Genomic DNA, 13,281 nt, shown 5'->3' on the forward strand with positions numbered 1-13,281 from the left:
GGAAGGGAAACTAGGGGCTGGCCAGCGCCAGGCGCGACGACAGGCGCTGCCGGTAGTAGTCGATGATCACCGCGAGGATGATCACCGCGCCGGTCACCATCTGCCGGGCGAAGTCGCCGACGCCCATGAGCAGGAGCCCGTTGGTCAGCACGCCGAGCAGGCAGGCGCCCAGGAACGTCCCGACCAGCGAGCCCTTGCCGCCGAACAAGCTGGTGCCGCCGATGATGACCGCCGCGATCGCGCTGAGCTCGTACCCGTTGCCGATGATCGGCGTAGCGGTGTGCAGCCGGGTCATGTAGATGATCGCGGCGACCCCGGCCAGCGCGCCGGAGATGCAGAACGCGGCCACCTTGTAGCCCTTCGTGCGATGGCCGGCCAGGCGCACCGACTCCTCGTTGTTGCCGATCGCGAACAGCATCCGGCCGAAGACGGTGCGGGTGAGCACCAGGTGGCCGATCACGATGATCGCGACCGCGATGAGGAACACCGACGGGATGCCGACGAAGGTCGCCGTCCCGAACCGGTTGAACCCCTCCGGGAACCCGAACACGGCGGCGGCGTCGGTGGTCTGCAGCGCCGCGCCGCGGGCGATGTTCATCATGCCGAGGGTGACGATGAAGCTCGGGATCGCCCACGTCTCCGAGACGACCCCGTTGACCAGGCCGCAGGCCAGACCCGTCAGGACGGCTGCGAACACGGCCGCGACGACGGCGAGCCCGGTCGGCAGGTCGCTGGTGATCACCAGTCCGGCGATCATCGCGCACAGCGCCAGCACCGCTCCGACGGACAGGTCGATGCCGGCGACGAGGATCACGAACGTGATCCCGGCGGCGAGGATCGTGTTCAGGGTGATCTGGGTCTGGATGTTCGCCAGGTTCGTGCTCGTCGCGAAGTTCGGCGCGGCGATCACGAAGAACACGATGAGGGCGAGCAGCGCCAGCCCGATGCCCGTCTCCCCCAGGATCCACCGGGTGATCCGGGTGGTCGACACGCGTTCTCGCGCAACCGTCTCAGTCGACACGGTCGCCTCCTTCCGGTTCGGGCCGGGCGCCGTTCAGGAAGCCGCTGTAGGCCAGGCTCAGCAGCCGCTCGTGGTCGAACTCCGCTCGCGGTACGTCGCCGACGACGCGGCCGCGGGAGAAGACGAGGATCCGGTGGCACATGCCGATCAGCTCCGGCAGGTCCGAGGAGACCATCACGATCGCGCGTCCCTGCCGGGCCAGCTCGGCGACGATCGCGTAGATCTCGTGCCGTGCGCCGACGTCGATGCCGCGGGTGGGCTCGTCCATGATCAGCACGCGGGCGTCCCGGTACAGCCAGCGCGCGAGCACCACCTTCTGCTGGTTGCCGCCGGAGAGGGTGCCGACGGCGGTCGTGATGTCCGGTGCCTTGACGCGCATCCGCGACGCCATCGCGGCGGCCTGGGCGCGTTCGGCGTCGCGGCGCAGCAGCCCGCCGCGGGTCACCTTGCGCAATGCCGCCAGCGTGATGTTGACGTCGCCGCCCATCGGCAGGATGAGCCCCTGGGCCTTGCGGTCCTCGGTGGCGAAGCTGATGCCGGCGCGGACTGCGTCGCGCGGGCGGCGGATCGTCACCCGGCGGCCGCCGACGGTGACGGTGCCCCCGTCTGCGCGGTCGGCACCGAACAGCGCCCGCATCGTCTCGGTCCGGCCGGCGCCCACCAGCCCGGCGACGCCGACGATCTCGCCGGCGCGCACGTCGAACGACACCGTCGCGTCCAGCCCGCGTACGCCGAGCCCGTCGACGGCCAGCACGACCTCGCCGGGCGTGACGTCGCCGGGAAACGGGTGGTCGTCGGCGAACTCCCGTCCGACCATCAGCCGGACGAGGTCGGCGCTGGTGAGGTCGCCGACCGGGTGCGTGCCGACATGCCGGCCGTTGCGCAGGACGGTCACCCGGTCGCACACCTGGAAGATCTCGTCGAGGTGGTGGGAGATGTAGACGACGGCGGTGCCCATCGAGCGCAGGTCGCGGACGATCTCGAACAGCCGCCGGGTCTCGTGCGCGGTGAGGGTCGCGGTCGGCTCGTCGAGCACCAGCAGCCGGGCCCGGGCGGCGAGTGCCCGGGCGATCTCGACCAGCTGGGTCTGCGCGACGCTGAGCTCGCCCATCCGGGTGCGCGGCGACACGTCCAGGCCGACGCGGGCCAGCAGGTCGGTGGCGTCCCGGTTGGCCTGCCGGAAGTCCACGACACCGAACCGGCGCGGCAGCCGTTCGAGGAAGAGGTTCTCGGCGACCGTGAGGTTCGGCAGGACGCTGAGCTCCTGGTGCACGATCCGCACCCCGGCCGCCAGCGCCTCGGCCGGGTCCTGCGGTGCGTACGGTGCGCCGTCCAGCGTCATCGTCCCCAGGTCCGGACCGTGCACCCCGCCGAGGACGCGCACCAGGGTGGACTTGCCGGCGCCGTTCTCGCCGACGAGGGCATGAACCTCGCCGGGCCGGACCTCGAAGCCGACCCCGTCGAGGGCGGTGACCCCGGGGAACACCTTGGTCACGCCCTCGACGGCCAGCAGCGGGCCGGGCACGACGGCCGAGCCGCCGCCCGTCCGCGCCGGTCCTTCCGCGGTCATTCGGCCGTGACCAGCTCGATCGGCGTCTTCTCCCAGTCGTTGGCGTCCTTGCCGTCCAGCAGGTCCATGGCGACGTCGATGCCGTACGAGGCCTGCTGGGAGCCGAACTGGTCCAGGGTCGCCAGCAGCGAGCCGCCCTCCAGCGCCGGTTGGACCTCGGGGATGTTGTCGAAGCCGACGACGGAGATCTCACCGGTGCGCCCGGCCGCGTCGAGTGCGGCCAGCACGCCCAGTGCCATCGAGTCGTTGGCCGTCATCACGCCCTGGATGTCCGGGTGCGCGGAGAGCAGGTTCGTGAAGACCGTGTTGGCCTCCTCGGTCTCCCAGTTGGCGGTCGCGGACTCGATGAGCTCCAGCCCGCCCTCGTCGATGGCCTGCATGAAGCCCTCCTTGCGCTGCTCGGCGTTGGCGGCGCCGGCGACTCCCTCCAGGATCACCACCTTCCCGCCCGTTCCGAGCTCCTGCGCCAGCACCTCGCCGACCTGGCGGGCCCCGTCGACGTTGTCCGGCCCGACGAACGGGACCTCCATGTCCGCCTCGGCCAGCGCGGCGTCGTCCAGCTTCACGTCGATGTTCACGATCGCGATTCCGGCGTCGTAAGCGGCCTTGAGCGGTGCGATGAGGCCGCGGGAGTCCGCGGGAGCGATGACGATCGCGTCGACCTGCTGGGCGACCAGGTTGTTGACCGCCTCGACCTGACCGGTGATGTCGGTCTCGGACTGGATGCCGACGGTCTCCAGCTCCAGGTCGCCCCGCTCCTCGGCGTGCGCGATGGCGCCCTCCTCCATGTTCTGGAAGAACGGGTTGCCCAGGCTCTTCATGACCAGGCCGATCGTGGGGACCTCGCCGCTGTCACCGCCGGTGTCATCCCCGCCGCCGGGGTCCGACGTGGTGTCCTGCTGGCCGCAGGCGGCGATCACCATGACCATGCCGACGAGGGCTGCGACGGATTTGAGCTGCGTCTTCATGCGAATCCTCCTGGTACGTCTCTGTACGGACGGGGGCACGACGCACCGCTAGAAGGGCACTCCAGCGGTGAGGATGACGTTCGCGTACGGGGTCGCCTCGCCGGTGCGGACCACGGCCCGCGCGCCGGCGACGCGTCTCTTCAGCTCGTCGTGGGGAATCCGGTCGGTGGTGCGGGCACCGAGCAGCCGCTCCAGACCGGCCAGCAGGCCGGGATCGTCGGCCTCGCTGGCCCACGTCGCGCTCTCGACCACCAGCTCACCGAGGACCGCGGCCAGGACGGGAAGCATCCGCGGCTCGTTCCGCGCCCAGACCAGGTCGACGCACTCGACCCCGGTCGGCACCGGGAGGCCCGGGTCGGCGACGACGAGGGTCTGCGTGTGGCCGAAGCCGGCCACGAGGCCGGCCAGCCGCGGGTGCCACAGTCCGTCAGCGCGCATGGGAGCTCACCTCCCCGCGAGCGAGCAACCGATCTACCTCGCCGGGGGTGGGCGCCGCGGCCCGGGCGCCGAGCTTCGTCGTGGCCACCGCACCGGCGGCGCAGGCGCGGCGGACCGCCGCCGGCACATCCATGCCTTCGCCGAGCGAGACGCCCAGCGCGGCGCAGAACGTGTCGCCCGCCCCGGTGCCGTCGACCGCGTCGACCCCGAACCCCGGCTGGACGCAGTCGCCGCCGTCGTAGGCGGCCACCGCCCCATCACGGCCGAGGGTGACGACGGCGATCCGGGCGCCGTGGTCGCGCAGCCGGCTGGCCTGCTCCATCGGGGTCGCCGCGGACGGGCCCGTCGCCGCGAGCTGTTCGGCCTCGGACTCGTTGACGACCAGCACGTCGACCACGTCGAGCAGTGGCCGCAGGTCGGCGACGTCCTCGGGCAGCGGCGCGGCGTTGAGCACCACCGGGACGCCGGCCGAGCGCGCCATCCGGGCCGCGGCGACGTTCGTCGTCAGCGGCACCTCGAGCTGGAGCAGGAGCGCGTCCGCGGCACCGATGGCGTCGGTGAACGCGTCAAGGTCCGCCGGGCTCAGCGCGTGGTTGGCTCCGGGGGCGACCGTCACGGTGTTCTCGCCGTCGGGCTGGACCACGACCAGCGCGACGCCGGTAGGCGCGCCGAGCACGTCGGCCAGCCCGGTGGTGTCGATGCCGGCGGACAGCAGCCCGTAGCGGACGTTCGCGGCGAAGCCGTCGTCGCCGCAGGCGCCGATGAACGTGACGTCGGCGCCGAGCCGTGCCGCTGCCGCCGCCTGGTTGGCGCCCTTGCCGCCGTCCCGGTACTCCACGCCGCCGCCCATCACCGTCTCGCCCGGAACCGGCAGCCGCGGGACCTGGACGACTAGGTCGAGGTTGACGCTGCCCACCACCACGACCGCCGGCGTCATCGGCGCTCCTCCTCGTCGTCGTCCGTGCTGCCGGATCCGGCGCCCACGGCTCCGCCCGGCGGGTCGGGGCAGCCGCAGGACCCGCGCCGGAGCAGCGACACCGGCAGCACCGTCGTCTGGGGCGGCAGGTCGGGGTCCTCCATCTGCGCGATGAGCTGCTCGATCGCGATCCGGGCCAGCTCGCCCAAGGGCTGGCGCATCGTGGTCAGCGCCGGCGTGGTGTACTCGGCAGCCTCCACGCCGTCGAAGGAGACGACGGCGACGTCGTCGGGGCAGCGCCGCCCAGCCTCGCCGATGGCGCGCAGGACGCCCGCCGCCTGCTCATCGCTGGCGACGAAGATCGCGTCGACGTTCTCGGTGGCGAGCAGGTCGCGGGCGGCCTCGTAACCGGCGAACCGGCCGAATGCGGTGTGGCGCAGCAGCAGCCGGTCCGGTGACATGCCGGCGGCTGTCATCGCGTCGCGCCAGCCCGACACGCGGTCGGAGGTGACGGCGACGTCGCCGGGTCCGGCGATGCAGGCGACCCGGCGCCGCCCGTGCTCCAGCAGGTGTGCTGTCGCCGCGGCGGCGCCGCCGCGGTTGTCGACCAGGATCTGCGCGGCGAAGACGGCCGCTTCCGTGCGCCGGTCGAGCACGACCCACGGGGTGCCGGAGCGGTTGATGTCGGGCAGGCAGGCCGGCGCGCCGTGCGACGGGATGAGCAGCAGGCCGTCGACGCGCCGGTCGATGAACGTCCGAACGTATGCCGTCTGCCGCGCCTCGTCGTCGGTGGCGTTGCCGAGCAGCAGCGTGTACCCGGCCGAGAAGGCGGCGTCCTCGACCGCCCGGGCCAGCTCGGCGAAGAACGGGTTGGCGTTGTCCGGGACGACCAGCCCGAGGGTCATGGTACGGCTGGTACGCAGCGACGCCGCCAGCTGGTTCGGGCGGTAGCCCAGCTGCTCGACCGCGGCGAGAACGCGCTCACGGGTCCGCGGCGCGACACCTCTCGGTCCGCCGTTGAGCACGTAGCTCACCACGGCCGGCGAGGTGCCCGCGAGCCGTGCGACATCCCTGCGTGTGACCGTCACGCCCACCTCTCAACCCGTGTTGACAACCCGTGTTGATCGGAAAGAATCCGACTCTGTGCCCGGGTAATCAACCGGGTGATCGCATCGTGAGACGCCCATTGCGCAACCTCATCAACCCGAGTTGCTTGTCTGTCACCAAGCCGGTCACGGCGTGGCCGGGCGGATCACCCAGACGCAAGGAGGCGCCATGGTTCGACGATCCGGAATGCGACGTGGCTTGGCGGCCGCAGTCGTGAGCGGGGCTGTCATCGCCGGGGCGGTGGCAGCGCCCGGCGCGGCGGCCCCCTCACCCGACGCCGGTGCCGCGGGCGAGGCCGGTGCCGCGGGCGACGTGATCACGCTCGACCGGGACACCTACCGCGACCGGTTGCACGCGATGTGGCTCGGCCAGACCATCGCGAACTGGACCGGTCTGCAGACCGAGCTCACTCGCAACGAGCCGCCGTTCTACACCGACGCGGACTGGCCTGACATCGGGTTCGTCACCGATCAGGACCCATGGCTGGCCGACGACGACACCGACGTCGAGTACGTCTACCTGCACGCCGCGAGCCAGGCCGGGACCCCGTCGCTGACCGGCACTCAGATCGCGGACGCGTGGCAGCGCCACATCAACGACTTCATCTGGGTGTCCAACGCCCGGGCCCGGGAGCTGATGCGCGGCGGCACCGTGCCGCCCGCGACCGGCCTGGGCATGGCCAACCCGGACTCGCTGGCCATCGACGCGCAGCTGACGACGGAGTTCTTCGGCGCGTTCGCGCCGGGAATGCCGGCCGAGGCCCTGCGGCTGGCGGACCTGCCGATCCGGACCACCGCCGAGGGTCACGCCTACCACGCGTCCCAGTTCTTCGCGCTGCTGTACGCGCTGGCCCCGCTGGTCGACCACCTCCCGCCGGAGGAGCAGCCGCGGGCGCTCACCGACCTGGCCCGCCGCTACGTCCCCGACACCTCGAAGGCGGCCGACATCGTCGACTTCGTGCTGGCCGACTTCGAGGCCAACCCGGACATCGACGACTGGGAGAGCACCCGCGACAAGATCTACCAGCGCTACCAGCTCGAGGCCGAGGCGAACGGCTTCCGGTACATCAACGCGGTCGAGTCCTCGATCAACTTCGCCGGCGGCATGATGGCGCTGCTCTACGGGAACGGCGACTACCAGCGCACGGTGCAGATCGGCACCATGTCCGGCTGGGACTCCGACAACGCCACCGCCACGCTCGGTGGCCTGATCGGCCTGCTGCGCGGCACCGAGTACATCCGGGCCCAGTTCCCCGACGTCGAGCTGTCCGACCGCTACCACGCCTTCCGCACCCGCGACCGGCTGCCGGACCACCTGCCCGGCGACCCGGCCGCCGAGGACACGCTCACCGCGATGGCCGAACGGATGATCCCGCTGGTCGAGCGGGCCATCGAAGACGCCGGCGGCTCCGTGGACGGCGGGCAGTGGCGCGTCCCCACGCCCTCGTCGCCGCCAGATCCCGCCGACCTGGACAGTTTGGCCGAGGTCAGCCCGGGCGCGGACCTGCTCCGCCGCAGCGCCAACCACCAGGTGCGCGCGGCCGGCGGTGCGGTCGAGGCGTTCTCGTCGATCCCGGGTGCCGAGGTCGGCGGCGGCAGCGCGGACATCGCCGTCGTCGCCGACGGTGCCGAGTCCGACTTCACCGGTGCCGAGCGGTTCGAGCCGCCGCGGTACTTCACCGCACCCGGCGGCGGCCCGGTCGAGCTGGGCGTCACCTACTCCCAGCCGTGGACCACCGACACAGTGCGCATCGTCACCGGTCCGGCCGGGTCCGCCGACGGCCTGCACGACGCCACCGTCCAGGTCCGCACCACCAGCGGCCGCTGGGTGCAGCCGTCGCGCCGCTCGTTCGCGACCGCCCTGATCAGCGGCGACCGGCCGCACCAGATCGTCGACGTGCACCTCGGTCGGGCCGAGCGCTTGACCGGCGTGCGGATCGTCGGCGAGGTCGCGGCCGGTGACCGGCTCGCCGTCGCCGAGATCGACGCCCTCGCACCGGCACGGGCCAGTGCCACCGCCGTCGAGGGCCCGCTCACCGCGACACCCCGAGCGGTCGCCGCACTGCCGGGCAGCACCGTCGAGGTCGAGGCCAGCCTGCCCGGCACCGGCACCGCACCGTGGATCGGCAGGGTCGAGCTCGACACCCCGCCCGGGTGGCGGGCCGAGCCGGACCAGGCCCCGGTGCGGCGGCTGAAACCCGGCCAGACGTGGACCCGCACGTTCGCCGTGGCGGTGCCGGACACCGCGGAGCCGGCCAGCGTCCTGCTCGACGTGCGCCCCGACGTGATCGGCGTCGACCTGCCGGCCGCCGCGGTCCGCGTCGTCGTCATGGACGACCAGGTCACCGACCTCACCGCCGGGGGCCTGACCGGCAATGCGATCGAGCTGTCGTGGACAGGCGTGGATTCCGACGCGCTGGCCAGGTTCCGCGTCTACGGCTCCACCGACCCGGAGTTCGAGCTCGGCCCGGACACGCTGGTCGGCGAGACCGACGAGCTCGCCTTCACCCACCTCGGGCTGGGTTTGGACACGACCTGGTACTACCGCGTCGTCCCCGTCGACGGCACCGGCGCCGAGGGCACCGCCTCGCCGGTCGCCTCCGCCACCTCCGGCAGCACCTACCTGATCGAGGCCGAGCAGCTGCTCCCGCCGGTCGAGGCGACCAAACCCGCCGTCCGGCAGACCAACTGCTGCGGCGTCGAGTGGTCCGGCGGGGCGCAGATCTGGTTCCAGTCCAACGACGGCGAACCGGGCGACCACCTCACGCTGGAGTTCACCGTGCCCGAGTCGGGCACGTTCGACCTGGTCACCGTCTACACGAAGGCCAACGACTTCGGCATCCACCAGCTCTCGATCGACGGGCAACCGGTGGGCGAGCCGTTCGACGCCTACGCGCCCAACGTGCAGGTCGCCGAGGTCGACCACGGCCCGGTCCAGCTCGACGAGGGCCGGCACACCGTCACCCTGACCGTCACCGGGCAGAACCCGGACGCCGTCGGCCTCGGCCTCGGCATCGACACCTTGGAGTTGATCCCAGCATGAAGATCTCGCGGACCTCGAAGACACGTCTCACGGTGACGGCGACCGTACTGGCCGCCGCCACCGCGGCCGGCCTGCCCGCCGGCGCCGCACCCGACCCGGGGTCAGCGGTGGTCGCGCCGGCCGCCGACCACGGCGACGACCCGGTCAAGCTCATCTACGACACCGACTTCGGCGGCGACGTCGACGACGCCGGTGTCACGGGCATGCTCAACGCCATGCAGGACAACGGCGAGGTCGAGGTGCTGGCCATGATGGCGAGCAACCCGACTCGGCATGCCGCCGCCGGCCTGGACGCCATCAACACCTACTACGGGCACGGCAACATCCCGATCGGCTCGGTCAAGCCCATGCACGATCACGTGCCCAGCCCACCGACGCCGGGCGCGGTCATCGACGGCAACAACGTCTCCGGCTACGCCGAGCTGCTGGCCCGCGGCTGGCACAACGACATCCGTGAGTCGCGCGTCCCCGACGCCGTCGACCTCTACCGGAAGATCCTGTCGCGGGAGAAGGACGGCAGCGTCACCATCGTGGTGGTCGGCGGGCAGATCAACCTCGGCGAGCTGCTGGCGTCCGGGCCGGACCGCTACAGCCGGCTCACTGGCGCCGAGCTGGTTGCGGAGAAGGTCGACAAGCTGGTCGTCATGGGCGCCCAGTTCCCCACCGGGCGCGAGTGGAACATCATGCTCGAGCCCGCCGCGGCGGCCTCCGTCGCCGCCGGCTGGCCCACCCCGGTCATCTACAGCGGCTTCGAGATCGGTGACACCATCCTCACCGGATCCCGGCTGTTCACCGAGACCCACCCGGACAACCCGGTCCTGAACGCCTACGAGGACTACGTCGGTTGGGGCAACGACCGCAGCAGCTGGGACCAGACTGCCGCGTACGTCGCCGTCCGGGGCACCGACGGGCTGTTCGAGCTGTCCGAGCCGGGCACCATCTCGATCGCCGCGGACGGCTCCAACACGTTCGCGCCCGACCCGGACGGGCAGCACCACTACCTGCTGACCGCCGTACCGGACGAGACGATCGCGGAGGCGATCGAGGACCTCATGGTCCAGGCACCGGAACAGGGCCACGGGGACTGACCAAGGCTCCGCCGGCACGTCGTGCGAGGCTGACCCCCGGTGTTTCCAACCGAGGACGGGGGTCAGCCGTGCGGATCGCGGTGACGGGCGCCAGCGGCACGGTCGGCGGCCAGGTCCTGGATCTGCTCGCCCGGCGTCCCGAGCACGAGGTGGTCGCGCTGGTTCGACCGGCCACGCGCTGGGCGGCGCCACCGGGCGTCGTCGTCGCACCGGCGGACTACGCCGACCCGGCGTCGCTGCGGGCCGCGCTGGGCGGCGTCGACACCCTGGTCTTCGTCTCCAGCGACGGGCACGCCGCCACCGTCATGCTGCACCACGTGAACGTCGTACGGGCCGTGACCGATGCCGGAGTCGGCCACGTCGTCGCCCTCAGCGGCCTGGACGTCGACGTCGAGTCGCCGTTCTGCTACGCGGTCACCAACGGGCACACGGAGGAACTGCTGGCCGCCAGCGGTTGCGCCGTCTCCGTCGCCCGGGCGTCGGTCTACACCGAGTTCTTCCTGCGGCTGGTCACGGGCGCCCGGACCGGCTCAGAGCTCCGGCTCCCCGCGGGCGACGGCCGCGTCTCCCTCGTCTCCCGCGCCGACGTCGGACGGTGCCTGGCCGCGCTCGCCCTCGCCGGCCCGACCTCGGGGCACCACGACCTCACCGGCCCGGAGGCCCTGGACGGGCCGGCGATCGCCGCCGCGGTGTCGTCTGCCCAGGGCGGCCAGGCCGTCCGCTACGTCGAGGTCGACCCGGCGGACTACGCCGCCGCCCTGGCCCGAGCCGGCGAGACGTCCTGGTGGGCGCACGCCTACGGCACCATGCTGGAGTCGATCCGCCACCAGCGCTGGAGGGCGGTCTCCGACGAGGTCGAACGCCTCACCGGGGCACCGCCGCTCTCCGTCGATGACGTCCTCGCCAGGAAAGCCCTCAGCCGACCAGCGGGTTGAGCACTCGCAGCGAGCCGAACCGCCCGAAGTCGCGGTCGGCCGACCACAGCTCACGCACACCGTGTCCAGCGCACAGCGCCACGATCCGAGCGTCGTGGACCATCGGCCCGATCACTTTCCCAGCCGTCAGGAGGGATTTCAGCTCCGCCCAGTATCCGGAAGTCTCACCGAGCAGGACCAGCGTCGGCGACGCGAGCCACGCGTCCACCTGCCCGACCGCCTGCGCGCGCGTGCTGGGCGGGTCGTAGATCTTCGGATGGGTTGTGATGGCGAAGAACTCGTGCACGCACGGCCACGGGATCGCCCACGCCGCCCGGCCTTCGGCGAGATCCCGGATCCGCTCGGCCGCCGCGGTGTGGAACTCGGCATCACGCCGGTGGGCGTAGACGAGCAGGTTCGTGTCGACCGCGATCATCAGGGCTGCTCGTAGATGGTGTCCCGGACCTGTTCCCATCGGGCGCCGCGGAACGCCGGCTGTAGACCGCGCCCGCCGACGCTGGCGTCGTCCAGGGCGAACCGAGGCTTCGCTCTGCGCTGCTTGACCACGCTGCGCAGGCCGGTCTCGATCAGCTCCTTCAAGGTCGTGCCCTGTTGGCGAGCAAGCTCCTGCGCCTCGTTGAAGAGCTCATCGGGGAGGTTCACCGTGGTCTTCATACGGGCGATCATACCATCCGAGCCATACAGCCATACGTTGTCGGCGCTCTACCCCGCCGTGGCGATCGGGCGGACCAGCGGCCGGGCGATCCGCTCGTAGTCGGCCGGAGCCAGGCTGACCGAGCGGTCGAGACGCGCGGCGTTGAAGTAGAGCCGCGGCTGGGCGAGCACGGCCGGGTCCACCACCAGCTCGACCGCCGGGTCCTGGGCGAACGGGAGCACGGTGCCCGGGACCGCCCGGGCCAGTCGCTCGGCGGTGGTGGCGTCGGCGAAGCCGGCGTACCGGGCGCCGTACAGGGCGGCGACGGCGCCGAGGTCGACCCGGCGGTCGCCGGGGACGACGGCGAGGACGTGGCGGCGGGTCTTCCGGTCCGTCTTCACCATGAGCACGATGCACTTGGCGGCCTGCGCGACCGGATGGCCGCGCAGCGCGCTGACGGCGTCGGTCGTGCCGACCGGGTCGTGGTCGATGAGGTCGTAGTCGGCCCCGTGGTGGTCGAGCAGGTCGACGAGCCGCTGATAGGTGTCGGTGATCTCCGTGGCTGGCACCCGTCCAGTCTCGGCGCGCGGCGACTGTGAAGCCAAGCCCCACTTGCTGAACCGAGAGTTCAGTTTCACTACATTGTCAGGGTGGACGAGCGACAGCTGCGGATCCTGCGCGAGCTCGGCGCGCTGGGCAGCGTGCGAGCGGTCGCAAACACGCTGGGCATCACTCCGTCCGCGGTGTCGCAGCAGCTGAAACTGCTCCAGCGGCCCATCCCGGTGCCGCTGACCCGCCGGCACGGCCGCACGCTGCGGCTCACCGAGGCGGGCGAGCGGCTGGCCGCGGCCGGGGCCGACGTGCAGGCGGCGCTGGCACGCGCCCGCGAGGTCGCCCGGGACCTGAGCCGCTCCCCCGGCGGCACGGTCACCGTCTCGGCGTTCAACAGCGCGGCGGTCGCGTTCTTCCCCTCCCTGGCGCACGCCTCTCCCGGGGCCGCGCCGGTCCGGGTCGCGCTGAGCGACGAGGACGTCGCGCAGTCGGAGTTCCCGCAGCTGACCGCCGCGTACGATGTCGTCCTCGCGCACCGCCTCCCGCACACCCCGGCGTGGCCGGCGACCGTCACCGTCGTCCCCCTCCTGAACGAGCCGCTCGACCTCGCCCTGCCGGCCAACCACCCGCTGGCCGGCCGGGACTCCGTCGACGCCCTGCAGGTGGCGGCCGAGCCGTGGATCACCACCCACGCCGGGTTCCCGGTCGGCGCGCTGCTCGACACCGTCGCGGCGGTCAGCGGCCGGCCGGTCGAGGTGCGGCACCGGGTCAACGAGTTCACCGTCGCCGCCGAGCTGGTGCGCGCCGGAGCCGGCCTCGCGCTGATCCCCCGGTGGACCTCACTGCGCCCGGCCGGCGTGGTGCTGCGGCCGCTGACGGGGGTCCGCGTCGCCCGCCGTGTCGACGCGCTGATCCGCCCGGAGCGCACCGTCCGCCCGGCCGCCCGCGAGGTGCTCGCCCCCATTACCTCGCGTTGATCATGGAGTAGATCACCTTCCGGGGGTCGGGGA

At 72.3% G+C, this 13,281-nt stretch carries 13 protein-coding genes; 4 read left to right on the plus strand and 9 right to left on the minus strand.

Annotated elements, in window-relative coordinates; all coding sequences use genetic code 11:
* Positions 1-10: 10 nt before the first annotated feature.
* The 6 genes from E1269_RS16990 to E1269_RS17015 are packed head-to-tail and all read right to left on the minus strand — an operon-like array spanning position 11 to position 6,001.
* A complete protein-coding gene (locus E1269_RS16990; RefSeq protein WP_131896619.1) occupies positions 11-1,021 on the minus strand; it encodes an ABC transporter permease in 1,011 nt (336 codons plus the stop codon).
* The gene (locus E1269_RS16995; protein ID WP_131896621.1) at positions 1,011-2,591 is read right to left on the minus strand and encodes a sugar ABC transporter ATP-binding protein; all 1,581 of its coding nucleotides are present in this window, start codon (positions 2,589-2,591) and stop codon (positions 1,011-1,013) included. Before E1269_RS16995 ends, E1269_RS16990 begins: the two co-directional genes overlap by 11 nt.
* The gene (locus E1269_RS17000) at positions 2,588-3,559 is read right to left on the minus strand and encodes a sugar ABC transporter substrate-binding protein (RefSeq protein WP_203433769.1); all 972 of its coding nucleotides are present in this window, start codon (positions 3,557-3,559) and stop codon (positions 2,588-2,590) included. The genes E1269_RS16995 and E1269_RS17000 overlap by 4 nt, the downstream gene beginning before the upstream one ends.
* Positions 3,560-3,607: 48 nt before the next feature.
* Entirely contained in the window at positions 3,608-3,997 is a 390-nt protein-coding gene (gene rbsD / locus E1269_RS17005) for a D-ribose pyranase (RefSeq protein ID WP_131896623.1), read from the minus strand.
* On the minus strand, positions 3,987-4,934 hold the full coding sequence (locus E1269_RS17010; RefSeq protein ID WP_131896625.1) for a ribokinase: 948 nt from the start codon (positions 4,932-4,934) through the stop codon (positions 3,987-3,989). Before E1269_RS17010 ends, rbsD begins: the two co-directional genes overlap by 11 nt.
* On the minus strand, positions 4,931-6,001 hold the full coding sequence (locus tag E1269_RS17015) for a LacI family DNA-binding transcriptional regulator (protein ID WP_131896627.1): 1,071 nt from the start codon (positions 5,999-6,001) through the stop codon (positions 4,931-4,933). The genes E1269_RS17010 and E1269_RS17015 overlap by 4 nt, the downstream gene beginning before the upstream one ends.
* A gap of 187 nt (positions 6,002-6,188) precedes the next feature.
* Here E1269_RS17015 and E1269_RS17020 point away from each other — a divergent pair, with 187 nt between their 5' ends.
* The 3 genes from E1269_RS17020 (at position 6,189) to E1269_RS17030 (ending at position 11,085) form a co-directional block, all read left to right on the plus strand.
* Complete coding sequence (locus tag E1269_RS17020; protein ID WP_131896629.1) at positions 6,189-9,062, plus strand: ADP-ribosylglycohydrolase family protein; 2,874 nt, start codon at positions 6,189-6,191, stop codon at positions 9,060-9,062.
* On the plus strand, positions 9,059-10,150 hold the full coding sequence (locus E1269_RS17025) for a nucleoside hydrolase (RefSeq protein ID WP_131896631.1): 1,092 nt from the start codon (positions 9,059-9,061) through the stop codon (positions 10,148-10,150). Before E1269_RS17020 ends, E1269_RS17025 begins: the two co-directional genes overlap by 4 nt.
* Positions 10,151-10,218: 68 nt before the next feature.
* A complete protein-coding gene (locus E1269_RS17030) occupies positions 10,219-11,085 on the plus strand; it encodes an NAD(P)H-binding protein (RefSeq protein WP_162606461.1) in 867 nt (288 codons plus the stop codon).
* Here the strand turns inward: E1269_RS17030 and E1269_RS17035 are convergent.
* From E1269_RS17035 to E1269_RS17045, 3 genes are read right to left on the minus strand one after another with little or no spacing between them, the layout of a single operon-like run.
* Positions 11,066-11,500, minus strand: coding sequence for a TA system VapC family ribonuclease toxin (locus E1269_RS17035; RefSeq protein ID WP_131896635.1), 435 nt, complete (start codon positions 11,498-11,500; stop codon positions 11,066-11,068). The two genes, E1269_RS17030 and E1269_RS17035, sit on opposite strands and share 20 nt — an antisense overlap.
* Positions 11,500-11,739: a type II toxin-antitoxin system VapB family antitoxin gene (locus E1269_RS17040; RefSeq protein ID WP_203433771.1), complete on the minus strand. Its 240-nt coding sequence runs from the start codon at positions 11,737-11,739 to the stop codon at positions 11,500-11,502. The genes E1269_RS17035 and E1269_RS17040 overlap by 1 nt, the downstream gene beginning before the upstream one ends.
* A 48-nt stretch (positions 11,740-11,787) precedes the next feature.
* On the minus strand, positions 11,788-12,288 hold the full coding sequence (locus E1269_RS17045) for a YbaK/EbsC family protein (protein WP_203433773.1): 501 nt from the start codon (positions 12,286-12,288) through the stop codon (positions 11,788-11,790).
* A gap of 81 nt (positions 12,289-12,369) precedes the next feature.
* Here E1269_RS17045 and E1269_RS17050 point away from each other — a divergent pair, with 81 nt between their 5' ends.
* The gene (locus E1269_RS17050) at positions 12,370-13,248 is read left to right on the plus strand and encodes a LysR family transcriptional regulator (protein WP_131896639.1); all 879 of its coding nucleotides are present in this window, start codon (positions 12,370-12,372) and stop codon (positions 13,246-13,248) included.
* Positions 13,249-13,281: the final 33 nt, after the last annotated feature.

Source organism: Jiangella asiatica, assembly GCF_004349065.1.
Taxonomy (GTDB): domain Bacteria; phylum Actinomycetota; class Actinomycetes; order Jiangellales; family Jiangellaceae; genus Jiangella; species Jiangella asiatica.

Coding starts and splice junctions, on each gene's coding strand:
- E1269_RS17010 (WP_131896625.1), bottom strand. CDS start 4,934: ATGACGCCGGCGGTCGTGGTGGTGGGCAGCGTCAACCTCGACCTAGTC.
- E1269_RS17025 (WP_131896631.1), top strand. CDS start 9,059: ATGAAGATCTCGCGGACCTCGAAGACACGTCTCACGGTGACGGCGACC.
- E1269_RS17020 (WP_131896629.1), top strand. CDS start 6,189: ATGGTTCGACGATCCGGAATGCGACGTGGCTTGGCGGCCGCAGTCGTG.
- E1269_RS17040 (WP_203433771.1), bottom strand. CDS start 11,739: ATGAAGACCACGGTGAACCTCCCCGATGAGCTCTTCAACGAGGCGCAG.
- E1269_RS16995 (WP_131896621.1), bottom strand. CDS start 2,591: ATGACCGCGGAAGGACCGGCGCGGACGGGCGGCGGCTCGGCCGTCGTG.
- rbsD (WP_131896623.1), bottom strand. CDS start 3,997: ATGCGCGCTGACGGACTGTGGCACCCGCGGCTGGCCGGCCTCGTGGCC.
- E1269_RS17000 (WP_203433769.1), bottom strand. CDS start 3,559: ATGAAGACGCAGCTCAAATCCGTCGCAGCCCTCGTCGGCATGGTCATG.
- E1269_RS17035 (WP_131896635.1), bottom strand. CDS start 11,500: ATGATCGCGGTCGACACGAACCTGCTCGTCTACGCCCACCGGCGTGAT.